We start from the raw sequence: 24,291 nt of genomic DNA, 5'->3' as shown, positions 1-24,291 counted from the left end.
AAGGTACGTGTTAGTAGCGTGTTAAAACGCCGTAGCACGTTACGATTGCGTTGCACCGCTGTATTTGCGCGACACAACCGGAGACTTTGCAGAGTGTGGCGGGAGCTGTCCGCCGTTCTCGCGGAAGCGCGAGGCGGACTGGCCGTAACGGGCGCGGAAGGCACGCGCGAAGCTGCAGCAGTTGTCGAAACCACTGGCGGCAGCGACTTCGCCGACCATCATGTCGGTATCGCGCAGCAGATCGGCCGCGCGTTCGAGGCGTAGCCGTGCCGAAAGCGACTGCGGGCTTTCCTCGTACAGGCTCTGGAACGTCTTGGAGAGATACCAGCTGGAGAAGTTGGTCAGCTCGGCCAGTTCGCCGATGCGTACCACCCGGTGGCTGTTGCCTTCCAGATACAGGCGCGCGCGCTGCATGCGACCGAACACCTGGCGCTTGCGGCTGCGCGAGCGGCCCGGGCAACGCTGTACGTTGTCGGCCAGGCTGCGCTGCAGACCGGCCAGATGCAGCAGCAACGGACGCAGTGCCTGCGCCGGCTGCCCACTGGCCAGGGCGTCACGCCACAGGCGCAGCGCCACCCGCGCATCAGCGCGGTTCATCTGGCCACGACCAGCGTACAGGCCGCAGTCGGCCATTTCGGTCAGCACGCGCAGCGCTTCCACGTTCAGGTTCATGCCCACGCACAAGCCGTTGCGTCCGGCCTGGACCAGCGGCCTGGACTCCTTCTCGAACGCGATCCACTCACCCTGGCGCAGCCGGAACCGCCCTTCCTTGGCTTCAACCCACGAGGTGCCGCGCACCTGCATCCAGACGCTGAAGCTGGTGCCGGCGGTCTGCAGGCTGCCGAGGCGGGCAACCCCCATGCAGGTCGGCGCGACATCGTCGATCGCCTTGTCCAGGGATACGGTTTGGCCACGATCGGCCAGCGAGAGTTGACGCATAGGGGCACCACGGATTTGCCAAGTACAGGCCTCCGTTTTGCCAAATGAGGTGGCAGCGCGTCAGGAAAGACTGGCGAGATCGCCACGAATTCGCGGCGAGATCGTCACGAAGAAATTACGAAGGCCCTTTCTCGTTCAAGATCAATAATTTGGAGAATGCCGGGAACAGTGCGGGCGGTTGTTCGGGCAGTCGCATCACACCGATGTCGGCACCGTCGCTGATGGCCAGGGCCAGATACAGGCTGCTTCCGTCGGCACTGGCGCTGAGTCCATTGCCCGCGCTCAGCCGCTGGGCGTCCAGGCAACGCTCGGCTTCTTCGCGTCCGGACTGGATACGGACCAGGGTCGTGCCACAGCTGGCACTGCTGCCGAGGTAGTCGATGTTGCCGTTGCCGGCCACCGTCCAGGTGCGATAGCGCCAGCGGCTGGGCCGGTCCTCACTGACCTGTTGCACGCTGCCGGGGGTCAACGCCGCGTCCACCGACCACAGCCCACCAGCTGCCAGCCGGGTGAACAGCACCCGCCCGGTACTGCGGTCGAAACGCGCCTGCGACGCACCCTCCAGGCTGGCCAACCGCCGCCATGGCTGCGCGCTGCGGTCGAACAGGCTCAAACGGGTGTGCTGGTCGGCATCACGTTCGACCACCAGCAGCTGCTCCGCGTCTGCGCCGTACAACGCCTGCAATGGCTGCTCGGCGGGAACCGGAAGGCGATGCAGTTGTTCATCGCGCGGTGCGGTCTCGTACACAACCGCTTCGCCATGCTCATCGCGGCCGACCACCAGCAGATGCCGGCTGTCGGCCGACCAGTCGGGCGCCTGGCGTGCCTCAGGCTTCAGCCCTTCGATCGGCCGCAGCGACTCCGGCCGCTGCATGTCGACCCACCACAGGGCGAAGCTGCCGGAACGATCGGAACTGAACACCAGTTGCCGCCCATCCGGCGCCAGCATCGGTTGCCCATCACGGCCACTGGAGGCGAACAGGCGCTCACCGGCACCGCCCTGCGCAGGCATCCTGAACACCCCGAACTGCGCGCGCCGGTGCACGAACGCCAGCATGTCGCCGCGGCGGGACACTGCCGGCCACTGCGCATCGTCGAGCCCAGCGTCGCGCAACGTCCGGCGCTCGACGTCGAGGTAGTACAGGCGTGCTTCGCTGTCCACGCGGCGACCGAACACGATATGCCGGCTGTCGCCCAGCCACGCCCAACCGCGCAGTTCGGCCGATTCGGTGGTCAACTGCTCGGGCGTGCCGCCGCTGGCAGGCATCCGCCACAGATCGCCCAACTGAGGGTTGCGGACAAACACCAGCCATCGGCCATCCGGGGAATAGCGCGGGGCGTAGTCGAAATCATCCTCGTCGACAGCGTACTCCAGCGCACGCCATTGGCCGGTGGCCAGATCGAGCACGCGGATGCCGCGATGGGCATAGCGACCGACCATGCTGCCGAAGACCAGGCCACGACCATCGGGCGTCCAGTCGAAACTGAGCAGCTCGGTGCCGTCGCAGCGCGTGGCCTGGCGCACGGCGCCGCCGGTGGCGCTGGCGATCAGCACCTGGCAGCTGGCATCGGCACCAAAGCGGGCGAAGGCGATTTCGCGGCCATCGGGCGACCAGTTCGGGAAACGGTCGCTGGCACCTGCTGGTGGCGAAAGCAGCTGGCGCGCGGGGGCATTGCCGGAGGTCTGCACCTTGATGGCGTTGCCGCCGGTGCCATCGTCGTTGGCGCCTTCGTAGGCGACCTGCGATCCATCAGGAGAAAGTGTGGGATAGGTCTCAAAACCGGCCGTCGCGGTAATCAATCGATACGGCCGCTCAGGGCTTCCGATCACCCGCGTGCCGTTCTCCACTGCCGCATCCACCGGAGAATTCACCGGCGCCGGGCGGCGCAGCAGCAGTACGCTCAACACCACCAGCGCAAGCAGCATCACCACGCCCAGTGCCAGCAGCAGGCGACGGCGCAGACGGCGCCAACGGCGGCTTCCGCGTTCAACCACCGGCACGCCGGCGGCGGCCACGGCATCCGGCGCAGGCGGCTGTAATGCGGTCGAGCCCTCTGCAACGGCGATCGCATCGGTCTCGTGTTCCGCCAGCGGCTGCACCGGCACCAGCAGGCGGTAGCCGGTCTTGGCAATGGTCTCGATGTACGCCTGGCCATTGTCGTCGTCGATGCTGAACGCCTTGCGCAGCTGGGTAACAGCCTGGGTCAGCACATCGTTGGTCGGCAGCGTGTCCGGCCACACTTCGGCGAACAGCTCGTCACGGGTCACCACCCGCCCCGGCTGCCGCATCAACACGCGCAGCACGCCCAGCGACTTGGGCGTCAAACGGCGTGTTCGGCGGGCACCAGCGACTTCGACCTCACGCGAGGACAAAGTAACGATGCACTCACCGACGCGGACGCGGTCGGATTCAGGCGACTGGATTTCGCTGTTGATCATTCGTTGCTATGGGGCTGAAACAGGCCGCAAACACTGTTCACCATCGATCCCTTCCCATCCTTGGCACAGCAAGAAGCCAGATTCCGCACAAAGCATCGGCGCATACCGCAAAAAAAACGAAGCCTGTGGATATTAGCCTATGCGAGTTACCTCGCCTATCGCGTGGTCGACATCAGGCTCTCTCTCGCCGACGCATTCACATAATACGCATCATCATTCGCGCCCTTTTGGGCGCGATATTTTTATCTGGCGTTCATTTTCAGAAGCGTTTCAGCATGGTCAGGCCAACCAGCCGCGAAACCACCAGCGCTACGTACATGACGCCGGAAAACTGCTCCAGCATTACCAACGCGCGGGCCTGCGGATGCAGTGGCACGACGTCGCTGAGACCTACCCCCGACAATAAGCTGAAGCTCAGGTAAAGCAGCTCCATCCATGTGCGCTGCGCGCCGCCACTGGCGCCCTGGAAACTGCCCGGATACCACTGCTGACATACGGCAAAGGTAAAAGCGAATGCCCATGCCAGCAGAGTGAACGTGGCACCGGCGGCGAACAGCTCGTCGCGCGTCACCTTGTGGTCCTGCAGCATGTAAGCGATCAGCGCACCGGCGGTGTAGAAATACAGCAGGCTTTCCAGCAGCTGCGCGGTGATGCCCAGTGCAGGCCGGTCGAGCAGGGCCGCCGAAACGGAAAACACCACCGCTGGAATGGCCAGCACCAGCGCCAGCCATGTCCCCAGCGGGCTGCGCTGCACCACCCACAGTGCCAGGCCGAGCACGGCCATGCCGAACACGCCTACTGCCGCGCGCCCGGCAGCGGTTTCGTCCAACGCCGGGTACAGCAGTACCGACAGCAGCTGTGCGCCGAGCAGCCAGGCAGAGGGATGTCGGCGGGCGATGGCCAGCCAGCGGGTGGTGACGGCAATGGGCATGGTTCCGTGTCCCCGGGGAACGATGGGGCGAGGATAGCGGCATGTCGGTGAGATGGGTGACTGGACGGTGCCGGGCATGACCCGGCACTGCCCCTCTGCGATCAGCCCTGCTGGTACACCTCGGCGCCGGCCGCCCGGAACTGCTCGGACTTTTCCTGCATGCCCTTCTCGGCGTACTCGCGCACGTCCTGGGTGATCTTCATCGAACAGAAATGCGGGCCGCACATCGAACAGAAGTGGGCCAGCTTGTGCGCGTCCCTGGGCAGGGTCTCGTCGTGGAATTCCTTGGCCTTCTCCGGGTCCAGGCCGAGGTGGAACTGGTCTTCCCAGCGGAATTCGAAGCGTGCCTTGCTCAGCGCGTTGTCACGCACCTGCGCACCCGGATGCCCCTTGGCCAGGTCAGCAGCATGGGCGGCGATGCGATAGGCCATGATGCCGTCGCGCACGTCCTGCCGGTTGGGCAGGCCCAGATGCTCCTTCGGCGTGACGTAGCAGAGCATGGCAGTGCCGAACCAACCGATCATCGCCGCACCGATCGCGCTGGTGATGTGGTCGTACCCCGGTGCGATGTCGGTGGTCAGCGGGCCAAGCGTGTAGAACGGCGCCTCACCGCACTCGCGCAGCTGCTTGTCCATGTTCTCCTTGATCAGCTGCATCGGCACATGACCGGGGCCTTCGATCATGGTCTGCACGTCGTGCTTCCACGCAATCTTCGTCAACTCGCCCAGCGTCTCCAGCTCGCCGAACTGTGCCGCATCGTTGGCATCGGCGATGCAGCCAGGACGCAGGCCGTCACCCAGCGAGAAGGTCACGTCGTAGGCCTTCATGATTTCGCAGATGTCTTCGAAATGCGTGTAGAGGAAGTTCTCCTTGTGGTGGGCCAGGCACCACTTGGCCATGATCGAGCCGCCGCGGCTGACGATGCCGGTAACCCGCCGGGCGGTGAGTGGCACATAGCGCAGCAGTACCCCGGCATGGATGGTGAAGTAGTCCACGCCCTGCTCTGCCTGTTCGATCAGGGTGTCACGGAAGATCTCCCAGGTCAGCGCTTCGGCGCGGCCGTCGACCTTCTCCAGCGCCTGGTAGATGGGCACCGTACCAATCGCCACCGGCGAATTGCGGATGATCCATTCGCGCGTTTCATGGATGTGCTTGCCGGTGGACAGGTCCATCACCGTGTCACCGCCCCAGCGGATCGCCCACACCAGCTTTTCCACTTCCTCGGCAATGCCCGAGGACACCGCGCTGTTGCCGATGTTGGCGTTGATCTTGGTCAGGAAGTTGCGGCCGATGATCATCGGCTCGCTTTCCGGGTGATTGATGTTGTTGGGCAGCACCGCACGGCCGCGGGCGATTTCCTCGCGCACGAATTCCGGGGTGATGATCCGCTGGATCGACGCACCGAATGCTTCGCCAGGATGCTGCTGCAACAGTGCGGCATCGCGGATCGCTTCCAGCCGCTGGTTTTCGCGGATTGCCACGAATTCCATTTCCGGGGTGATGATGCCGCGGCGCGCATAGTGCATCTGGGTGACGTTGGCGCCGGCCCGCGCGCGACGTGGCAGGCTGCGCGCTGGGAAGCGCACCGGGTCCAGCTTCGGATCGTGCTCGCGCGCGCGGCCGAACGAGGAGCTGAGGCCGTCGAGCTGCTCGGTGTCGTTGCGCTCCTCCACCCAGCCACGGCGCAGTGCCGGCAGGCCCGCAGACAGGTCGATGCGCACGTCCGGATCGGTGTACGGACCGGAGGTGTCATAGACGGTGACCGGTGCGTTCTCTTCGCCGCCGAACACGGTCGGCGTGCGGGTCAGCGTGATCTCGCGCATCGGCACCTGCAGGTCCGGGCGCGAGCCAGGCACGTGGATCTTGCGCGAGCCGGGAATGGGCCGGGTCACGGATTCGGAGAGTTGCTGGGCCTGTTGCTGCAGGGCGGAGAGCTGTGCGTTCATCGGGCATCGTCCAGGAAGGTCAGGGACGAAGCGGCGGCGCACTGCCACCGCGCCCGGACGGCACCAAGGCGCTCCTTGGGCAGGTTCCGGCTGCGGCTGCATTGCAAAGCTTCCCTACGCCGGTATGAGCCGGATCAGGTTCCAAGGGACTATCTCAACCGTGGCCACAAGGCCGCGGTACCCCCGCTTCTTGGTGGGCATTAGAGCATAGAAACCGCTCGCCCCCCGGCCGTTCATCCACGCACGACGCAGATCCGCCGCACCCGGGTTAACAGAACCGTGACGTCGCATTCAGTAACGTGCACGCGCGCCGCACCGTTGCACGCGGTGCTTTCCCTGCCGCCATCGCGGCGCCTGTCCGGTGCGCGCACACTGTCGCCGGCCTGCTCCCTGCAAGCTTTCGCTCGCTCCCCTCAATCCCTTGATCGGAGAAGCTCCTTCATGGTGTTTCGCATTTCCATCGCACTGGTGCTTGCCCTGGTGCTGCTGGCCGGCCTCGCGCCCGGTCCCTTCAATACCGTCGTGCAGGCGGCGCTGGCGGATGTCATCCGCAGCGTCGGTTGGCTGTACCTGCTGGTGGTCTTCCTGGCGCTGGTGTTCCTGATGTACCTGGCCTTCGGCCGCTTCGGCAACCTGCGCATCGGTGGCGAAGACGCCGAACCCGAGTTCTCGCGCGCCAGCTGGATGTCGATGCTGTTTGCCGCCGGCATGGGCATCGGCCTGGTGTTCTGGGGCGCCGCCGAGCCGATCTCGCACTTCACCAAGCCACCGGAAGGTCTTGAACCGCAAAGCATGGATGCCGCGCGTGCATCGATGCGGTATGCGTTCTTCCACTGGGGCCTGCATCCGTGGGCGATCTATGCACTGATCGGCCTGGCGATGGCCTGGTTCCAGTTCAACCGCAATGGACGCGGGCTGGTCAGCGATATGCTGCAGCCGATCATCGGCCGCCACCATCGCGGCTGGATCGGCCGTGTCGTCAATATCGCGGCGGTTGTCGCCACGGCGATCGGCGTGGCGACGACGCTCGGCTTTGGCACCATCCAGATCGCTGCAGGCGTGGAGCGCGTATTTGGCCTGCAGGCGACCGTACCGGTGCAGATGACCATCATCGCCATTGCCTTCGTGCTGTACATGGCCTCGACCGCCAGCGGTGTGGAGCGCGGCGTGAAGTGGCTGTCCAACTTCAACCTGGCACTGGCTGCATTGCTGGCCGCGACCGTACTTGTGCTGGGGCCGACTGGATTCATCTTCGATACGTTCACCACCACGCTGGGTTCCTACCTCAACCAGCTGGTGACCATGAGCCTGCGCATGTCGCCGTTCTCCGGCAGCACGTGGGTGGCCGACTGGACGATCTTCTACTGGGCCTGGTGGATTTCGTGGGCCCCGTTCGTGGGTTCCTTCATCGCGCGCATCTCGCGCGGCCGCAGCGTGCGCGAGTTCGTGATCGGCGTGGTGCTGGCACCGACCCTGCTCGGGTTCTTCTGGTTCGCCGTGTTCGGAGGAACGGCATTGTGGGCGCAGATCTTCGGCCACGCCGACCTTGTGCAGGCACTGGGCAATGGCTATGAGACGGTGCTGTTCACCCTGTTCGACAGCCTGCCGGCGTCGCTGATGCTGTCTGCGGTGGCGTTGGTGCTGTTGATGATCTTCTTCGTGACCTCGGCCGATTCGGCGGTGCTGGTGCTGGCCAGCATGTCCACCGACGAAGCCGGGGATCCGCCGCTGAAGCGCAAGCTGGCGTGGGGCATCGCGGTGGCGTTGATTGCGGCGGCATTGCTGCTGGCGGGCGGGCTGGATGCGCTGCAGGGCATGATCACGATTGCGGCGTTGCCGTTCGCGCTGCTGATGGTGCTGGTGATGGTGTCGCTGTACCGGGTGCTGGACCAGGAGTACACGCGCGAGCGGCGGCAGGCGCAGCGGCAGCGACGCATGATCGATGCGTGGATCGCACGCGAGATGGCGGCGCAGGAAGAGACCCAGGCGGAGGCGGCACGCGCGCAGGATTCGGATTGAGGGTGTTTTGCAGCCTGCGGCTGCACCGCTTCTTTCAAGCACGGCAACGGCAAAAGCGGCTCTGGGATGCTGAGGGTTTGGCGGAGAGGGGGCCGATGGCGGGACACGCCGCAAGTACGTCCCTGTAGGCTCGGCCACGGCATCCATGCCGTGGACGGTCCCGCCACTTGTTTTCCGATACACCTTCATCCACGCATGGCGTGGATCTACTGCCGTCACCGGGAAATTGTCGGAGGCGGGGAGGGGGCCGATGGCGGGACACGCCGCAAGTACGTCCCTGTAGGCTCGGCCACGGCATCCATGCCGTGGACGGTCCCGCCANCNGCCCCCTCCCCGCCTCCGANNATTTCCCGNTGACGGCAGTAGATCCACGCCATGCGTGGATGAAGGTGTATCGGAAAACAAGAAGGGGCCGGATCCGTTTTCCTACGGAAAACGGATCCGACCCCAACCNTCAGCANGCGGNTGTTGCTGTTGCTTTTGATCTTCTTCTTTCTCTTCCTGCGGTGGCAGCCACAGGAAACTGTCCGTGGCCGGGCGGGTGGATTGGCTGGGGGCGTGAGCCGCATGGATGCGGCGACCGAGCCTACAGGGACGTATTCACGGCGGCCCCCAGACAATCCACCCGGCCGGCCAAACCCAGCATTACGGAATCCACCGCAGAGGGGGCTCAGCCCGGTGGCCGGGAAACTTCAATACCCCGCCGCCTGCCCATCCTTGCGGCTCTCCGACGCGCCGTAATACACGCCCGTTTCCGGATCACGCAGGATCGCCTGGTAGCCACCATACGGACCATCGGCGAACACCACCCGATGCCCCTTGCGCATCAGCGCCCGCACCGTCTCGTACGGGAACCCGGTTTCCAGATTGACCTCGCCACCATCGGTCATCGCCGTCGCCTGACCGGTCGGTTCGGTCGAGCCTTCATGCTGGATGCGCGGCGCATCACCGGCCTCCTGCAGGTTCATGCCGAAGTCCACAAGATTCATCACGATCTGTGCGTGCCCCTGCGGCTGCATCGCACCACCCATCACCCCGAAGCTTGCATAAGGCTTGCCGCCCTTGGTGATGAAGGCCGGAATGATGGTCTGGAAGGGACGCTTGCCCGGTGCGTAACCGTTGGGATGGTTCTTCTGCAGCACGAACATCTCGCCGCGATCCTGCAGGATGAAGCCCAGCCCCGGCGGGGCCATGCCGCTGCCCATGCCGCGGTAGTTGGACTGGATCAGTGACACCATCATGCCGTCGGCATCGGCCACGGTCATGTAGATCGTGTCGCCCTCTTCCAGCTGCTTGGGCGTACCCGGCTGCACTTCCTTCAGCGCCTTGTCCATCGAAATCAGCGCGCGACGCTGCGCTGCGTACTCCTTGGAAATCAGCTTCTGTACCGGCGCGGGCTGGAACGCCATGTCGGCGTAGAAGCGCGCACGATCGGCGAAAGCCAGCTTCTTGGCTTCCACGAACAGATGCACGTGCTCGGGTGAGCCGAACGGAATCTTCGAGAAGTCGTAGCCTTCCAGTACGTTGAGGATCTGCAGCGCGGCGATGCCCTGGCTGTTGGGCGGCAGCTCCCACACGTCGTAGCCGCGGTAGTTGCTGCTGACCGGCTCGACCCACTCGCCATGATGGTCGGCCATGTCCTGGTAGCTCAGGTAGCCGCCGTTCTTCTTGAAGTAATCGCCGATGGTGTGGGCGATGTCGCCCTTGTAGAAGGCATCACGGCCGCCGTCGGCAATCTTCTGCAGGGTGTCGGCAAGGTTGGGGTTCTTCCACATCTCGCCCTTGCGCGGCGCGTGGCCATCGATCGTGAACTGTTCCTTGAAACCCGGATACTGCGACAGCTTCGGCACCGAGCGATCCCAGTAATGGGCGATCACTTCGGCAACGGGATGACCATCGCGTGCGTAGCGGATGGCCGGGGCCAGGTTGTCGGCCATCGGCTTGCGGCCGAAGCGCTCGTGCAGCGCGAACCAGCCATCAACCGCGCCCGGCACCGATACCGGCAGCGGGCCGGTCGCGGGGATCTCCTTCAGGCCACGACGCTGGAACTCGGCCAGGGTGAGTGACTTCGGCGAACGGCCCGAGCCGTTGTAGCCGTAGAGCTTCTGCGTCTTCGGGTCCCACACGATGGCGAACAGGTCGCCGCCGACGCCATTGCCAGTCGGCTCCATCAACCCCAGCGCTGCGTTGGCCGCAATGGCGGCATCGACGGCCGAGCCACCGGCCTTCATCACGTCCAGCGCGATCTGGGTAGCCAGCGGCTGCGAGGTGGCGGCCATCGCATGCGGGGCGATCACCTCCGAACGGGTGGCGAAGGTGTGGCCGGTAATGCGGTCGGCAGCCTGGGACAGCATGGGCACGGCAGCCAGCACGGCAGCTGCCAGCAGGGAACGGGCAAGACGTCGGGACACGGTCAGGTTCCGAGGGAAGAGGTGGTGACCCGATCTTCGCCGCCACCGCGACCGGTGGCCATCGGGCATAGGTCATGGGGCGCCTCATGGAGCCACGGGCGCCATTGCCACGAATGCATCGCAATGCGCGCCGAACCTCCCGCGGCACACGGGGCGCTGCACGACCCGCCGAGCGCAGCTGGCATCACCCGGAATCCGCGCAAAAAACCCGTTGAAAAGAGTGAATTCGGGTTCACCGAAACACTTTCAGCAGCAACCATCCTTGTGCCACAAGCGATTGCACTGCATGCAGCGGAAACTGACGGAAATAGTGCTGCGAGGGTTGACACAGCGGAAATGGCTGTGGTTTTCTCGATCACATGTTGCATCACAACACACCACCGCGAACCCACATCGAAGCCGCCGATACCGGCGCCGCCTCGCTGCGTTCGATTCTTGTGCTCGTACTTATTACCCAACCAACAGGTGCGGGACGAGCCAGCGTGTAAGCAACAGACACACCGGAACTCTTCAAAAACCCGCACCCGCCCAGGTGCGGGTTTTTTCATTTCAGGACCTGGTTTCAGACGCAACCACCATGACCACCGCCTCCTCCACAACCTGGACCTGCTGCACCACGAACTCTCGTGGTGGCAGTACCTGTGCGATGCGCGGCGCTGCCCTCGCCACTTTTCCCTGACCGGCCGGTACGTCGCTTCGACTGCCGGCCGTCTTTTTTCTTCCCACCCGCAAGGAACCTCCCCCATGAGCACCAACGAACTGCCCCAGACCAAGATCGCCGTCATCGGCTACGGCAGCCAGGGCCGCGCGCACGCGCTGAACCTGCGTGAATCCGGCTTCGATGTGGTAGTAGGCCTGCGTCCGGGCGGCCCCACCGAGGTCAAGGCACAGGCCGATGGCTTCACCGTGAAGGCACCGGCCGATGCGGTGAAGGATGCCGACCTGGTCGCGGTGCTGACCCCGGACATGGTGCAGAAGAAGCTGTACGAGGACGTGCTGGCGTCGAACATGAAGCAGGGCGCGGTGCTGCTGTTCGCGCATGGTCTGAACGTGCACTTCGACATGATCAAGCCGCGCGAAGACCTGGATGTCGTGCTGGTCGCACCGAAGGGCCCGGGTGCACTGGTCCGCCGCGAATATGAAATCGGCCGCGGTGTGCCATGCATCTGGGCGGTCTACCAGGACAAGAGCGGCAAGGCCGCCGAGTACGCGCTCGCCTATGCGGCCGGCCTGGGTGGTGCGCGCGCCAACCTGATCCAGACCACCTTCAAGGAAGAAACCGAAACCGATCTGTTCGGCGAGCAGGCAGTGCTGTGCGGCGGCGCTTCGGCACTGGTGCAGGCGGGCTTCGAGACGCTGGTGGAAGCCGGTTACCAGCCGGAAATCGCCTACTACGAAGTGCTGCACGAACTGAAGCTGATCGTCGACCTGTTCTACGAAGGCGGCATCTCGCGGATGCTGGAGTTCATCTCCGAGACCGCGCAGTACGGCGACTACGTCAGCGGCCCGCGGGTGATCGACGCCGGTACCAAGGCGCGCATGAAGGAAGTGCTGAAGGACATCCAGGACGGCACCTTCACCAAGAACTGGGTGGCCGAGTACGAAGCGGGCCTGCCGAACTACAACAAGTTCAAGCAGGCCGACCTGGAGCACCCGATCGAGAAGGTAGGCAAGGAACTGCGCGCCAAGATGGTCTGGTTGCAAGGTCAAGCCGCGTAACAACGCGGCACCCCCACCCGCTCTGCAAGGTTCCCCCATGAACTCTCCCACACACCGCAGCGCGCCGCCCAACGGCGCGCGCTGGCTGACCCAGGCGCTGGAGGCCGAGGGTGTCCGTACGCTGTTCGGCTACCCGGGCGGCACCATCATGCCGTTCTACGACGCGCTGGTGGATTCGTCGCTGAAGCACATCCTGGTGCGCCATGAGCAGGGCGCGGCACTGGCCGCCAACGGCTTTGCGCGCGCCAGTGGCCAGGTCGGCGTCTGCGTGGCGACCTCCGGGCCGGGCGCGTCAAACCTGGTCACCGGCATCGCCGATGCGATGCTCGATTCGGTGCCGATGGTCTGCATCACCGGCCAGGTCGCCACGCCGCTGCTGGGCACCGATGCGTTCCAGGAACTGGACGTGTTCGGCCTGACGATGCCGATCGTCAAGCACAGCTGGCTGGTGCGCAGCGTCGATGACCTGCCACGCGCGGTGGCCGATGCTTTCCGCATCGCCCGCGAAGGCCGTCCCGGCCCGGTGCTGATCGATCTGCCCAAGGACGTGCAGCTGGCCGATGCCAGCCACCTGCCGGCGCATGTGCCGGCCGATGTGGAACCGCCGCCGGCCGCCGCCGACGCGGCCATCGCCGAGGCCATCGCGGCTCTGGCGGCAGCCGAGAAGCCGGTGGTCTACGCCGGTGGTGGCATCGCCCTGGGCGATGCCGTGCAGGACCTGCGCGAATTCGTCGAAGCCAGCGCCATCCCCACCGTGATGACCCTGCGTGGGCTGGGCGCGCTGCCTCCCCAACACCCGCAGTCGCTGGGCATGCTGGGCATGCACGGCACCCGCGCGGCGAACATGGCCGTGCAGGAAAGCGATCTGCTGCTGGTGCTGGGTGCGCGCTTCGATGATCGGGCGACCGGCAAGCTGGCCGAGTTCGCACCGTTTGCCCGCGTGGTGCACATCGATGCCGATGCGTACGAGATCTCCAAGCTGCGCAGCGCCGATGTCGCCGTGCCCGGCAACGTCGGCCACGCCATCCGCGCCCTGCGTGCGGCCTTCCCCTCCCCCAAGGCCCACCAGGACGCATGGCGCAAGCGCTGCGCACAGCATCGCGATCGCTTCGCCGCGCGCTACGACGCACCCGGCCAGCACATCTACGCCCCGGCGCTGCTGAAGCGCCTGAGCGAACTGGCGCCGGCCGATACGGTGGTCGCCTGCGACGTCGGCCAGCACCAGATGTGGGTTGCGCAGCACTGCCGCTTCACTCATCCGCGCAACCACCTCACCAGCGGTGCGCTGGGCACGATGGGCTTCGGCCTGCCGGCGGCGATGGGCGCGCAGTTCGCCTGCCCCGAGCGCACGGTGGTGCTGGTGTCCGGCGATGGCAGCTTCATGATGAACGTGCAGGAGCTGGCGACCATCGCCCGCTGCCGCCTGCCGGTGAAGATCATCCTGCTGGACAACAGTTCGCTGGGCATGGTGCGGCAGTGGCAGGAACTGTTCTTCGCCGAGCGTTACAGCGAGATCGACCTGTCCGACAACCCGGACTTCGTCGCCCTGGCCAAGGTGTTCGGCATCGCGGCCACGCGCATCGATGCACGTGATGACGTCGAAGGCGGCCTGGCCGCGCTGCTGGCCGAACCCGGCCCGGCCCTGCTGCACGTGGCCATCGATGCACGCGCGAACGTGTGGCCGCTGGTGCCGCCCAATACCGCCAACAGCACCATGCTGGAAAGCAACCCTGCACATGCACGCCAGGAGATCCCCAATGCAATACCGGCTTGACCTGGTGCTGCAACCGGCCGAGGGCGCGCTGCTGCGCGTGATCGGCATGGCCGAACGCCGCGGTTTCACGCCGCGCGCGATCACCGGTGCGCCGGTGGCCGCCGATGATGGCCGTTGGCACCTGCAACTGGTGGTGGACAGCCAGCGCCCGCCGGAAACGCTGTGCCGGCAGATGGAAAAGATCTACGACTGCGTTTCGGTGCAGATGACCGCACTGGAAGGAGCTTCCGCATGAATGCCCGTACCGTATGCAACACGGTGCCGGTACGGAGGCGTCTTCTTCGCCGCCCGTGCCCGCATGCGGTGGTCGGCAACACCCTGCTGGTGGCCCATGCCGGCCGCTGACGCCAGCAAGGAAAGCGATGTCGGCGACGTAACCGTTGCCGACGTACTGGCCGCGCAGGCCCGCCTGCGCCGTTTCCTGCCGCCCACGCCGCTGCATCATGCCGAGCGCTTCGGCACCTGGCTGAAGCTGGAAAACCTGCAGCGCACCGGCTCGTACAAGGTGCGCGGCGCGCTGAATGCCCTGCTGGCCGCCCGCGAACGTGGCGATACCCGGCCGGTGATCTGCGCCTCGGCCGGCAACCACGCCCAGGGCGTGGCCTGGGCTGCCTATCGCCTGGATGTGCCGGCCATCACCGTGATGCCGCATGGCGCGCCGGCCACCAAGATCGCTGGCGTCGCCCATTGGGGTGCAACGGTGCGCCAGCACGGCAACAGCTATGACGAGGCCTATGCGTTCGCCGTCGAACTGGCGCAGCGCCACGGCTACCGCTTCCTGTCCGCCTTCGACGATGCCGATGTCATCGCCGGCCAGGGTACCGTCGGCATCGAGCTGGCCGCACACGCGCCGGACGTGGTGATCGTACCGATCGGCGGTGGCGGCCTGGCATCCGGTGTCGCCCTGGCGCTGAAGTCGCAGGGCGTGCGCATCGTCGGCGCGCAGGTCGAGGGGGTCGATTCGATGGCCCGCGCGATCCGCGGCGACGTGCGCGAGATCAATCCCGTGCCGTCGCTGGCCGATGGCGTGCGGGTGAAGGTCCCCGGTTTCCTGACCCGTCGCCTGTGTACCTCGCTGCTGGACGATGTGGTGATCGTGCGCGAAGCCGAGCTGCGCGAGACCCTGGTGCGGTTGGCACTGGAAGAACACATCATCGCCGAAGGCGCCGGTGCGCTGGCACTGGCCGCCGGCCGTCGCGTCGCCGGGCGCCGCAAGTGCGCGGTCGTCTCCGGCGGCAACATAGACGCCGGCGTGCTCGCCGGCCTGCTCACCGACATCCGCCCCCGCCCGCCACGCAAGCCGCGCCGACGCCGGGCAGAAACCCCGCGCTCGCCCGGCAAGGCGACCGCCACCGCTTTTCCCACGCCTTTCCCTTCCCCCCTGCAAGCCGTCGCACCCGCTGTCGAGGAGATTTCCCTGTGACCACCATCGAACGAATTACCACCCCGCGCATCCGCATCTTCGACACCACCCTGCGTGACGGCGAGCAGTCCCCCGGCTGCAGCATGAGCCCGCCGCAGAAGCTGGTGATGGCGCGTGCGCTGGACGAACTGGGCGTGGACATCATCGAGACCGGCTTCCCGGCCAGCTCGCAGTCCGACCGCGAAGCGATGGCCCTGATCGGCCGCGAACTGCGCCGCCCGAGCCTGAGCCTGGCGGTGCTGTCGCGCTGCCTGCAGGCCGACATCGAAACCTCGGCGCGTGCGCTGGAAGCCGCTGCCAACCCGCGCCTGCATGTGTTCCTGTCGACCAGCCCGCTGCACCGTGAGCACAAGCTGCGGATGACCCGCGAGCAGGTACTGGAATCGGTACGCAGGCACGTAGCGCTGGCCCGCTCCTACATCGATGACGTGGAGTTCTCCGCCGAGGACGCCACCCGCACCGAACTGGACTACCTGATCGAGGTCTCGCGCGTGGCGATCGCGGCCGGCGCCACCACCATCAACCTGCCCGACACCGTCGGCTTCACCACGCCGGAAGAGATCCGCACGATGTTCCAGCAGGTCATCGCTGGCGTCGCCGATGTGCCGAACGCAGCCAACGTGATCTTCAGCGCCCACTGCCACAACGACCTGGGCCTGGCCGTGGCCAACTCGCTGGCCGCCATCGAAGGCGGCGCGCGCCAGGTCGAATGCACCGTCAACGGCATCGGCGAGCGCGCCGGCAACTGCTCGCTGGAAGAGATCGCGATGGTGCTGAAGGTGCGCCAGGCTTTCTACGAGCAGGACACCGCCATCGACACCCCGCGCATCGTCGGCACCTCGCAGCTGCTGCAGCGCCTGGTCGGCATGCCGGTACAGCGCAACAAGGCCATCGTGGGTGCCAATGCCTTCGCCCATGAGTCCGGCATCCATCAGCACGGCATGCTGCGTCACCGCGGCACCTACGAAATCATGCGTCCGGAAGACGTGGGCTGGGAAGATTCGCAGATGGTGCTGGGCCGCCACAGTGGCCGCGCCGCCGTCGAAGCACGCCTGCGCGCACTGGGCTTCTGGCTGGAAGAAGACGAGCTGAAGCTGGTGTTCGAGCAGTTCAAGGGACTGTGCGAGCAGCAGCGTGTTGTCACCGATGCCGACCTGCAGACGCTGATGCAGGGCGGCTCCAATGCCCAGGGCTACCGCCTGGCTTCGATGACCATCAGCGATGTCGGCAGCCGCGCCAACGCGCTGGTCGAACTGTCCGACCCGGACGGCAACCGCGTGGCCGAGACCGCGCAGGGCGACGGCCCGGTCGATGCGCTGTTCGGCGCGTTGGCGGCCGCCACCGGCGTGCAGCTGATGCTGGACAGCTACCACGTGCACAGCGTCGGCATCGGTGCCGATGCGCGTGGCGAGGCCAACCTGAGCGTGCGCCACGAGGGCGTGGAGTACGACGGCACCGGCACCAGCAAGGACATCATCGAAGCATCCGCGCTGGCCTGGCTGGACGTGGCCAACCGCCTGCTGCGCCAGCGCCAGGCCAACGCCGGCATCAGTACTGAATCACCTGCCACCGCCACCGCCTGAGGAATGTGAGATGAGCGCCTTCGACACCGCAACCACCACCAGCAGCGCTGGCCAGCAGTGGAATGCCCAGGACTATGCGATCGATGCCGGCTTCGTGCCGACCCTCGGTGGCGCCGTAGCGCGCCTGCTCGATGCGCGTGCCGGTGAGCGCATTCTCGACCTGGGGTGTGGCGATGGCGTGCTCACCACCGAACTGGCCCTCAGCGGCGCACACATGCTGGGCGTCGATGCCTCGCCGGAAATGGTGATCGCCGCGCGTGCGCGGGGCGTCGATGCGCAGGTGATGGACGGCCACGCCCTGGCCTTCGACGGCGCGTTCGATGCGGTGTTCAGCAACGCAGCCCTGCATTGGATGCCCGACCCGGATCGCGTGCTGGAGGGCGTGCGCCGCGCCCTGCGCCCCGGCGGGCGCGTGGTCGCCGAGTTCGGCGGCCATGGCAACGTGGCCACGATCACTGCCGCCGTGCAGGCCGCGCGCGTCGCCCATGGCCATGGTGCCAGCGCATTCCAGTGGTACTTCCCCACCGCCGATGCCTACGCAGACCGCCTGCGCCAGCACGGCTTCCAGGTGCAGCTGATCGAATGCCTGCCGCGCCCGACCGCGCTGCCGACCGGCGTTGCCGGCTGGCTGCGGGTATTCGCCGCTCCACTGCTGGACGACCTGCCGGCCGAGGCGCGCGCCACGGTGCGCGATGCCGCCACGGCCCTGCTGGCCGACCTGCCGCGCAATGCCGCCGGCCAGCCGCTGGCGGACTACGTGCGCCTGCGCGTGCTCGCGCGGCGCCGCTGACCTGCTCCTGTTACTTTCTCTTCGATGCCCGTTACTCCGTACTCCTGCCAGGCAAACGCATGACTTCCGCACCCCGTACCCTGTACGACAAACTGTGGGACGCCCACGTGGTGGTTCCAGAAACCGACAGCGCGCCCGCCGTGCTGTATATCGACCTGCACCTGATCCATGAAGTGACCTCGCCGCAGGCCTTCACCGAGCTGCGCGAGCGTGGCCTGAAGCCGCGCCGTCCGGATCGGACCAAGGCCACGATGGACCATTCAACGCCGACCCTGCCGGCCGCTGCCGACGGTACGCTGCCCTACGCCAGTGCCGCCTCCGAAGCACAGGTCGCGATGCTGGCGCGCAACTGCGCCGAGCACGGCATCGAACTGTTCGACATGGCCTCGGACAACCGCGGCATCGTCCACGTGATCGCACCGGAACAGGGCTTCACCCAGCCGGGCATGACCATCGTCTGCGGCGACAGCCACACCTCCACCCACGGCGCATTCGGGTCGCTGGCCTTCGGCATCGGCACCAGCGAAGTCGGCCATGTACTGGCCACGCAGTGCCTGCTGCAGCGCAAGGCGAAGACGCTGGCGATCACCGTCGATGGCAAGCTCGCGCCGGGCATCGGCGCCAAGGACGTGGTCCTGCACATCATCGGCGTGATCGGCGTCAATGGCGGCACCGGACACGTGATCGAGTTCCGCGGCAGCACCATCGAAGCGATGGACATGGAACAGCGCATGACCCTGTGCAACATGTCGATCGAAGCCGGTGCACGCGCCGGCATGGTTGCGCCCGACCAGGTGACGTTGGACTTCGTTGCCAATACGCCGCGCGGCCCCAAGGGCGCCGACTTCGACGCTGCCGTTGCCCGCTGGACGCAGCTGCGCAGCGATGAAGGCGCGCGCTTCGACAGCGAGGTGCACATTGATGCCGCCGATATCCGCCCGACAATGACCTGGGGCACCCACCCCGGCACCGCCATCGCGGTGGATGCGCCGATCCCGGCGGCCAATGATGCCGCCGCGCAGAAGGGCCTGGATTACATGCACTTCCAGGCGGGACAGACACTGGCCGGTACGCCGGTGGACGTGGTGTTCGTCGGCTCCTGCACCAATGGGCGGCTGAGCGACATGCGCGAAGTGGCACAGGTGCTGCGCGGCCGTCGCGTCGCCGAGCGCGTGCGCATGCTGGTGGTGCCTGGTTCCGAGATCGTCAAGCGCCAGGCCGAAGCCGAAGGCATCCATGAGATCGTGCGCGCGGCCGGTGCCGAATGGCGCGAACCGGGTTGTTCGATGTGCATCGCCATGAATGGCGACCTGGTCGCCCCCGGCCAACTGGCGGTCAGCACCAGCAACCGCAACTTCGAAGGCCGCCAGGGCCCGGGCTCGCGCACGCTGCTGGCCTCGCCGATGAGTGCTGCCTGGGCCGCGGTGCAGGGCCACGTCGCCGATGCCCGTGAGCTGTTCGCCCAGGAGGTGGCCTGATGAGCGGCTTCCGCACCCTGAGCTCGGCCAGCGTGGTGCTGCGCCAGACCAACATCGACACCGACCAGATCATTCCGGCGCGGTTCCTGTCCACCACCGAACGTGCTGGCCTGGGCCGCAATGCGTTCAACGACTGGCGCTGGCAGGCCGATGGCTCGCCCGTGGCCGACTTCGCCTTCAACCAACCGCACAACGCCGGCCGCAGCATCCTGCTGGCCGGGCGCAACTTCGGCTGCGGCTCATCGCGCGAACACGCGCCGTGGGCACTGACCGATCTCGGCCTGCGTGCCATCGTCAGCAGCGAGATCGCCGACATCTTCCGCGGCAATTCGCTGAAGAACGGCCTGCTGCCGATCGTACTGGACGAGGCCGACGTGCAGCTGCTGATGCAGCGCCCTGACGATGAGCTGACCATCGACATTGCGGCGCGCGAGCTGCGCACGCCCGATGGCCGCATCTACTCCTTCCCGTTGGACGGCTTCTCGCAGACCTGCCTGCTGGAAGGCGTCGATCAACTGGGTTATCTGTTGGGCCGTGTCCCTGAAATCGAACGTTACGAGAGTGAGCATGCACGCTGAAATTGTTGTCCTGCCCGGTGATGGCATCGGCCCGGAAGTGGCCGCCGCCGCGGTCGCCGTTCTGAACGCTGTCGCCAAGCGCTTCAACCACACCTTCACCTTCAGCGAGCACGACATCGGTGGCATCGCCATCGACCGCCACGGCGAACCGCTGCCGGCGTCGACCCTGGCCGCCTGCCAGGCCGCCAATGCTGTGCTGCTGGGCGCCGTGGGCGGGCCGAAGTGGTCCGACCCGAACGCCAAGGTACGCCCGGAACAGGGCCTGCTGGCGATCCGCAAGGCGCTGGGCCTGTATGCCAACCTGCGTCCGGTGCGCACCCATGAAGCCGCACTGCACGCCTCGCCGATCAAGGCCGAGCTGCTGCAGGGCGTGGACTTCGTCGTGGTGCGCGAACTGACCGGTGGCATCTACTTCGGTGACAAGACCCGCGATGCCGACAGCGCCAGCGATCTGTGCCGCTACACCGTGGCCGAGATCGAGCGTGTGCTGCGCAGTGCCTTCCGGCTGGCGCAGCAGCGTCGCGGCAAGCTCACTTCGGTGGACAAGGCCAACGTGCTGGAAACCTCACGCCTGTGGCGTGACGTGGCCGCGCGCATCGGCCGCGAGGAATTCCCGGACGTGGCGCTGGAACACCAGCTGGTCGATTCCATGGCGATGCATCTGCTGGCCAAGCCGCGCGAGTACGACGTGATCGTGACCGAGAACATGTTCGGCGACATCCTCACCGATGAGGCCTCGATGCTGGCCGGTTCGCTGGGCCTGCTGCCATCGGCATCGCTGGGCGAGCCGGGTGCGGTGGGTATCTACGAGCCGATCCACGGCTCGGCACCGGACATCGCCGGCAAGGGCATCGCCAACCCGTACGCGACGATCTTCAGCGCGGCGATGCTGCTGCGCCATTCGCTGGGGCTGGAAGACGAAGCAGCAGCGGTGGAAGCGGCGGTGCACGCGGTGCTGGACGATGGCGTGTTCACCGCAGACCTGGCCGCCAAGGGCCACGCGGTGAGCACGGCGGCGGCCACCGACGCGGTGCTGGCCAAACTGGGATGAGTGTTCGGGGTACCGGACGGCGTCCGCTACCCGTTCTCTCTGCGTATCCCGCACTGACTTACTCAGTGCGGGATGTTCGCGCTCTGCGGATCGCTCGCGGCCGCGCGCATCTGCGAGCTGCTGCATCCGGTCAGGACGGTGCCGTCGTCAGCTCTGGCCACCACGCGTTCATGGATTCGGATGCTGCCTGAAGGCAAGCCGCTGCGCGACGCTTCGCGTTGCCAGACCTGCACGCCGGCCTGCTGGTGAGCACCCGTCAGACCGGCATCGAGCAACACGCTTGCCACGTTGATTCTGCCAAGGTCTGCAGCGGTCAGGCCGGCCGGTGCCGCCAGTACCTTGTCGCTGGTGATCCCCTGGATCTGCAGCGGCGTCTGCAGTTCGATCTGGAAGACGGGAAGCACCGTGCCGTTGATCGCATGCGTGGGTGCCGACACTGCGTGCACCTCTGCCGGCCATTCGCTCTGCGGCTGTTCCATCACCTGCTGCAGCAAGCGCCCGACGCGGCGCAGGGCCGCATCGTCGGCACGGCACTCGATGGCCGCTGTGAGGTCATTGGCATCTGCACGCTGCTGCCGATCCAGTGGCAACGCTCCCTGCGTGCTGGCAGCTGGGGCAGTACATCCCAACCGATAGCCGTCGCCATCGCTGCTCACCATGATCGACGGGGCCGACGTGTTGCCATCAACCGATCGTGCGGACCACACCCGGAAGGGCTCACGCAGCGTGCTCGACTGCAGCTGCAGGCCATGGCGGGCAACGATACGATCACGCGCTGCAGCGTCGATGGCAATGGACAACCCCTGCGCGTCTGCGAATACGCGCTGGGTCCGGACGCCCTGCACGGTCAACGGCACCGGCATATCGACGATCGTCACCGAAGCGGCGTCGGCGTCTCCGGCCTGCTCGAAATGCCAGCCACGCAGATGCAACGGGCGACCGGCCGGATCGCCGTAGCGTGCCGCACGCAGGGTACTGGCGACGGTCTGCCGGGTATCTGCACTGGCACGGCATTCGAGCACGGCAACCAAGTTCTGCTGGAAGCGCAGTGCCTCGGTCTGCGCCGGCTCTGCATCGGCAGGACCGCAGCAGGCGACCAGCGTCAGGACGCAAGCGCGGATCGTGCGAGGAAACATGCAGGCTCTCCGGCCCCGGGACAGCCCGCTATTGTGCCCGTGAACGCCCTGAAGCTGTCCACTTGGGGATCTACTGCGCAAACCCAAGCCTCGCTTGCCTCTACTTGGTGGTGTAACCGCCATTGACCAGGATGGTCTGCCCGGTCATCCACCAACCGTCGGTCACCAGGAAGCGGATCCACGGCACGATGTCGGCGATATCGGTCAGGCCGGTACGGGTGAACGCCGACAGTGCCGCGGCGGTCTTGTGGTAGGCCTGCGCATCGGCACTCTCGGCCGGATAGAAGAACGGCGTATCCATCGGCCCGGGGCCGATCGCGGTCACCGAGATTCCACGCTCGCCAAACTCCTTCGACGCCGCGCGGGTGAAGTGTTCCACCGGCGCCTTGGTGCCCGCGTAGCTGGAATAGAACGGCGTGAACGCGCCCAGTAGCGACGTGACCAGTGTGCAGATGCGGCCGCCGTCGTTGACGTGGCGCCCTGCCTCCTTGAGGAAGAAGAAGGCCGTCTTCGCGTTGACCGCGCTCATCTGGTCGTACTCCGCTTCGCTGATGTCCAGCATCGGCTTCTTCAGCACTTTGCCGACGGTGTTGATGGCGATGTCGGGGCGACCGACGGCGGCAACCGCGTCGGCGAACAGGCGCTCCATCGCAGCGGCCGAGGTCAGATCGGCCTGCAACGCCACGGCCTTGGCACCTGCGGCCTGCACCGCCGCAACGGTCGCCTCGGCGTCGGCCTGGGTGGCGGCGCTGTTGTAGTGGATGACGATGGCCTTGGCGCCCTGTTCGGCGAAGTCGCGGGCGATCAGCCCGCCGAGGTTCTTGGCACCGCCGGCGATCAGCACGGTCTTGCCCTGGATACGGTGGTCGGTCATGGCATCGGTCTCGGGAAGAGGCTGCCGGGCTGGCAACCCTGTGCCGACGACGATATCGTGCAGAAATTGCGGATAAAGACCGCAACGTTGACTTAACTTTCCAAAGCGGGCGAACAATGGACCGGATCGAGCGTTTCCGCATCTTTGCCCGGGTGGTGGAGTGCACCAGCTTCACCCGCGCCGCCGACCAGCTCGGCCTGCCCCGCTCCACCGTCTCGGCGGCCGTGGCCGAGCTCGAGCAGCGCCTGGGCACGCGCCTGCTGCAGCGCTCCACCCGCAGGGTCTCCACCACCCACGACGGCGACACCTTCTACGTGCGCTGCCTGCGCCTGATCGCCGAGGTGGAAGACGCCGAGTCGCTGTTCCGCCAGGACGACGCACAGCCGAGTGGCCTGTTGAAGATCGATGTACCCAGCCGGATCGGCCGCCGCATCATCGCCCCGGCGCTGCCGGACTTCTTCGCACGGCACCCCCAGGTCGAGCTGGACCTGGGCATGACCGATCGCGCGGTGAATCTGATCGAGGACGGCTGCGATGCGGTGCTGAGGGTGGGCCAGCTGGGTGACTCCAGCCTGGTGGCCCGCACGCTGGGCCAGCTGGACTTCGTCAACGTTGCCGCGCCGGCGTACCTGCACGCGCACGGCGTGCCGCAGCACCCCACCGACCTGCAGCAGCACCGCGCGGTGAACTATGCGTCGCCGACCACGGCGCGGGTGGAGCCGTGGGAATGGCAGGACGGCGCGCAGCTGCGCACGCTGCCGATGCCCGGTTGGGTGCGGGTGAACAGCGCCGAGGCGTCGATTGCCTGCTGCGTCGCGGGGCTGGGACTGCTGCAGATTCCACGCTACGACGTGCAGGCCGAACTGCAAACCGGTGCGCTGGTGGAAGTGATGCCCCAGTACGCGGCGCAGCCGCTGCCGGTGACCCTGTTGCTGCCGCACCGGCAGCATCGCGCGCAACGTGTGCAGGTGTTCTTGGATTGGCTGGTGCCGCTGCTGCGTGAGCGGCTGCAGTTACAGGGGTGATCGGCCGGGCGGCTGCCCGGCGCCCGCCGAGGCAACTGCAACTGCAAAAGCAACTACAAAAGCCGGAGCGGCTCTGGGTTGTTGCTTGGTTGGCGGGGAGGGGGGCAGCTGGCGGGACACGCCGCAAGTACGTCCCTGTAGGCTCGGCCACGGCATCCATGCCGTGGACGGTCC

Annotated in this window: 18 protein-coding genes and 1 riboswitch; of the genes, 11 read left to right on the top strand and 7 right to left on the bottom strand. The window is 66.4% G+C overall.

The genetic code is table 11. The features are described 5' to 3' along the window. Positions 1–39: 39 nt before the first annotated feature. From TEP_RS03415 to thiC, 4 genes are all read right to left on the bottom strand, one after another. Entirely contained in the window at positions 40–939 is a 900-nt protein-coding gene (locus TEP_RS03415) for a helix-turn-helix transcriptional regulator (RefSeq protein WP_132824273.1), read from the bottom strand. Positions 940–1,054: 115 nt separating this feature from the next. Then, positions 1,055–3,379: a winged helix-turn-helix domain-containing protein gene (locus tag TEP_RS03410; protein WP_132824272.1), complete on the bottom strand. Its 2,325-nt coding sequence runs from the start codon at positions 3,377–3,379 to the stop codon at positions 1,055–1,057. A gap of 259 nt (positions 3,380–3,638) precedes the next feature. Then, positions 3,639–4,310, bottom strand: a complete 672-nt coding sequence (locus tag TEP_RS03405) for an ion channel (RefSeq protein ID WP_132824271.1) — start codon at positions 4,308–4,310, stop codon at positions 3,639–3,641. A gap of 101 nt (positions 4,311–4,411) precedes the next feature. Beyond that, entirely contained in the window at positions 4,412–6,256 is a 1,845-nt protein-coding gene (gene thiC / locus TEP_RS03400; RefSeq protein ID WP_132824270.1) for a phosphomethylpyrimidine synthase ThiC, read from the bottom strand. A gap of 93 nt (positions 6,257–6,349) precedes the next feature. Beyond that, positions 6,350–6,451: riboswitch (TPP riboswitch) on the bottom strand. Between the two features lie 246 nt (positions 6,452–6,697). On the opposite strand from thiC, the gene TEP_RS03395 reads away from it, so the two are divergent. After that, positions 6,698–8,275, top strand: coding sequence for a BCCT family transporter (locus TEP_RS03395; RefSeq protein WP_132824269.1), 1,578 nt, complete (start codon positions 6,698–6,700; stop codon positions 8,273–8,275). Positions 8,276–8,967: 692 nt separating this feature from the next. On the opposite strand, the gene ggt is transcribed toward TEP_RS03395, so the two are convergent. Then, entirely contained in the window at positions 8,968–10,629 is a 1,662-nt protein-coding gene (gene ggt, locus TEP_RS03390) for a gamma-glutamyltransferase (RefSeq protein ID WP_132826439.1), read from the bottom strand. 801 nt (positions 10,630–11,430) lie between these two features. Between ggt and ilvC the strand changes: the two genes are divergently transcribed. From ilvC to leuB, 9 genes are all read left to right on the top strand, one after another. Beyond that, positions 11,431–12,405, top strand: a complete 975-nt coding sequence (gene ilvC / locus TEP_RS03385; protein WP_025874152.1) for a ketol-acid reductoisomerase — start codon at positions 11,431–11,433, stop codon at positions 12,403–12,405. A 37-nt stretch (positions 12,406–12,442) separates the two neighbouring features. Continuing rightward, positions 12,443–14,179, top strand: coding sequence for an acetolactate synthase 2 catalytic subunit (gene ilvG / locus TEP_RS03380; RefSeq protein ID WP_132824268.1), 1,737 nt, complete (start codon positions 12,443–12,445; stop codon positions 14,177–14,179). Beyond that, positions 14,163–14,414, top strand: a complete 252-nt coding sequence (locus TEP_RS03375) for an ACT domain-containing protein (RefSeq protein WP_132824267.1) — start codon at positions 14,163–14,165, stop codon at positions 14,412–14,414. Before ilvG ends, TEP_RS03375 begins: the two co-directional genes overlap by 17 nt. Positions 14,415–14,510: 96 nt before the next feature. After that, positions 14,511–15,602, top strand: coding sequence for a threonine dehydratase (locus TEP_RS03370; protein WP_132824266.1), 1,092 nt, complete (start codon positions 14,511–14,513; stop codon positions 15,600–15,602). After that, the gene (locus TEP_RS03365) at positions 15,599–17,185 is read left to right on the top strand and encodes a 2-isopropylmalate synthase (RefSeq protein ID WP_132824265.1); all 1,587 of its coding nucleotides are present in this window, start codon (positions 15,599–15,601) and stop codon (positions 17,183–17,185) included. The genes TEP_RS03370 and TEP_RS03365 overlap by 4 nt, the downstream gene beginning before the upstream one ends. A 10-nt stretch (positions 17,186–17,195) precedes the next feature. After that, complete coding sequence (locus tag TEP_RS03360) at positions 17,196–17,975, top strand: class I SAM-dependent methyltransferase (RefSeq protein WP_132824264.1); 780 nt, start codon at positions 17,196–17,198, stop codon at positions 17,973–17,975. 59 nt (positions 17,976–18,034) lie between these two features. Then, a complete protein-coding gene (leuC, locus tag TEP_RS03355; RefSeq protein WP_132824263.1) occupies positions 18,035–19,453 on the top strand; it encodes a 3-isopropylmalate dehydratase large subunit in 1,419 nt (472 codons plus the stop codon). Beyond that, a complete protein-coding gene (leuD, locus tag TEP_RS03350; protein WP_025874145.1) occupies positions 19,453–20,031 on the top strand; it encodes a 3-isopropylmalate dehydratase small subunit in 579 nt (192 codons plus the stop codon). Before leuC ends, leuD begins: the two co-directional genes overlap by 1 nt. Next, positions 20,021–21,082 (top strand): 3-isopropylmalate dehydrogenase, encoded by a 1,062-nt coding sequence (leuB, locus tag TEP_RS03345; protein WP_132824262.1) that lies wholly within the window; start codon positions 20,021–20,023, stop codon positions 21,080–21,082. The genes leuD and leuB overlap by 11 nt, the downstream gene beginning before the upstream one ends. 62 nt (positions 21,083–21,144) lie before the next feature. Here leuB and TEP_RS03340 read toward each other — a convergent pair whose 3' ends face one another. Next, a complete protein-coding gene (locus TEP_RS03340; RefSeq protein ID WP_132824261.1) occupies positions 21,145–22,218 on the bottom strand; it encodes a hypothetical protein in 1,074 nt (357 codons plus the stop codon). Between the two features lie 100 nt (positions 22,219–22,318). Beyond that, positions 22,319–23,092 (bottom strand): SDR family oxidoreductase, encoded by a 774-nt coding sequence (locus tag TEP_RS03335; protein WP_049465737.1) that lies wholly within the window; start codon positions 23,090–23,092, stop codon positions 22,319–22,321. A gap of 116 nt (positions 23,093–23,208) precedes the next feature. On the opposite strand from TEP_RS03335, the gene TEP_RS03330 reads away from it, so the two are divergent. After that, complete coding sequence (locus TEP_RS03330; RefSeq protein WP_025874141.1) at positions 23,209–24,117, top strand: LysR family transcriptional regulator; 909 nt, start codon at positions 23,209–23,211, stop codon at positions 24,115–24,117. Positions 24,118–24,291: the final 174 nt, after the last annotated feature.

This window comes from Stenotrophomonas sp. TEPEL (assembly GCF_004348785.1).
GTDB classification, from domain to species: Bacteria; Pseudomonadota; Gammaproteobacteria; order Xanthomonadales; family Xanthomonadaceae; genus Stenotrophomonas; species Stenotrophomonas indicatrix.
This window is presented reverse-complemented; position numbering and strand designations above follow the sequence as displayed.

Coding starts and splice junctions, on each gene's coding strand:
- TEP_RS03415 (WP_132824273.1), bottom strand. CDS start 939: ATGCGTCAACTCTCGCTGGCCGATCGTGGCCAAACCGTATCCCTGGAC.
- TEP_RS03410 (WP_132824272.1), bottom strand. CDS start 3,379: ATGATCAACAGCGAAATCCAGTCGCCTGAATCCGACCGCGTCCGCGTC.
- TEP_RS03405 (WP_132824271.1), bottom strand. CDS start 4,310: ATGCCCATTGCCGTCACCACCCGCTGGCTGGCCATCGCCCGCCGACAT.
- thiC (WP_132824270.1), bottom strand. CDS start 6,256: ATGAACGCACAGCTCTCCGCCCTGCAGCAACAGGCCCAGCAACTCTCC.
- TEP_RS03395 (WP_132824269.1), top strand. CDS start 6,698: ATGGTGTTTCGCATTTCCATCGCACTGGTGCTTGCCCTGGTGCTGCTG.
- ggt (WP_132826439.1), bottom strand. CDS start 10,629: ATGCTGTCCCAGGCTGCCGACCGCATTACCGGCCACACCTTCGCCACC.
- ilvC (WP_025874152.1), top strand. CDS start 11,431: ATGAGCACCAACGAACTGCCCCAGACCAAGATCGCCGTCATCGGCTAC.
- ilvG (WP_132824268.1), top strand. CDS start 12,443: ATGAACTCTCCCACACACCGCAGCGCGCCGCCCAACGGCGCGCGCTGG.
- TEP_RS03375 (WP_132824267.1), top strand. CDS start 14,163: ATGCAATACCGGCTTGACCTGGTGCTGCAACCGGCCGAGGGCGCGCTG.
- TEP_RS03370 (WP_132824266.1), top strand. CDS start 14,511: ATGCCGGCCGCTGACGCCAGCAAGGAAAGCGATGTCGGCGACGTAACC.
- TEP_RS03360 (WP_132824264.1), top strand. CDS start 17,196: ATGAGCGCCTTCGACACCGCAACCACCACCAGCAGCGCTGGCCAGCAG.
- leuC (WP_132824263.1), top strand. CDS start 18,035: ATGACTTCCGCACCCCGTACCCTGTACGACAAACTGTGGGACGCCCAC.
- leuD (WP_025874145.1), top strand. CDS start 19,453: ATGAGCGGCTTCCGCACCCTGAGCTCGGCCAGCGTGGTGCTGCGCCAG.
- leuB (WP_132824262.1), top strand. CDS start 20,021: ATGCACGCTGAAATTGTTGTCCTGCCCGGTGATGGCATCGGCCCGGAA.
- TEP_RS03340 (WP_132824261.1), bottom strand. CDS start 22,218: ATGTTTCCTCGCACGATCCGCGCTTGCGTCCTGACGCTGGTCGCCTGC.
- TEP_RS03335 (WP_049465737.1), bottom strand. CDS start 23,092: ATGACCGACCACCGTATCCAGGGCAAGACCGTGCTGATCGCCGGCGGT.
- TEP_RS03330 (WP_025874141.1), top strand. CDS start 23,209: ATGGACCGGATCGAGCGTTTCCGCATCTTTGCCCGGGTGGTGGAGTGC.